This is a genomic window from Mitsuaria sp. RG, from assembly GCF_028369275.1.
In the GTDB taxonomy this organism is placed as follows: domain Bacteria; phylum Pseudomonadota; class Gammaproteobacteria; order Pseudomonadales; family Pseudomonadaceae; genus Aquipseudomonas; species Aquipseudomonas peradeniyensis.
The window spans coordinates 1-364 of the sequence record NZ_JAQMYQ010000124.1 but is presented as its reverse complement, the minus strand read 5'-3'; the positions used below and the strand labels follow the sequence as shown (position 1 = coordinate 364).

The window sequence follows — 364 nt, the reverse complement described above, 5'->3', positions numbered from 1 at the left end:
TGCCAACGGCACCTTCACCATCACCGCACCGGACGACGTGTTTGTCGGTGGCCAGCCTTCGATCGTCAACAAGATCGAATCGGTTGTCGGTGGTGACAACTTCGAGAAATTGACTCTCGGTGACAACTCGGTCACCACGACTGTGACCGACGAGCCAGGCACCGGTACTCCTGGCACCGACAACCAGGGCGACAAGGTCACCGTCACCATCGTTGGCAAAGGCGATGTCACCGAAGACCAGCAACCTGCCTTCACCGTCAAGGTCAGCCAGAAACTCGACCACGACCTGACCGTGACCCTGTCGAACGGCGACAAAGTCGTCATTCCAGCCGGTCAGACCGAAGCCGAGTACAAAGCCAAGGCT

Annotated in this window: 1 protein-coding gene; it reads left to right on the top strand. The window is 58.5% G+C overall.

Annotated features, from left to right (window positions below; genetic code table 11):
* Positions 1-364, top strand: a 364-nt coding sequence (locus tag POF53_RS25960; RefSeq protein ID WP_254465386.1) for an immunoglobulin-like domain-containing protein, incomplete at both ends; no start/stop codon positions are given.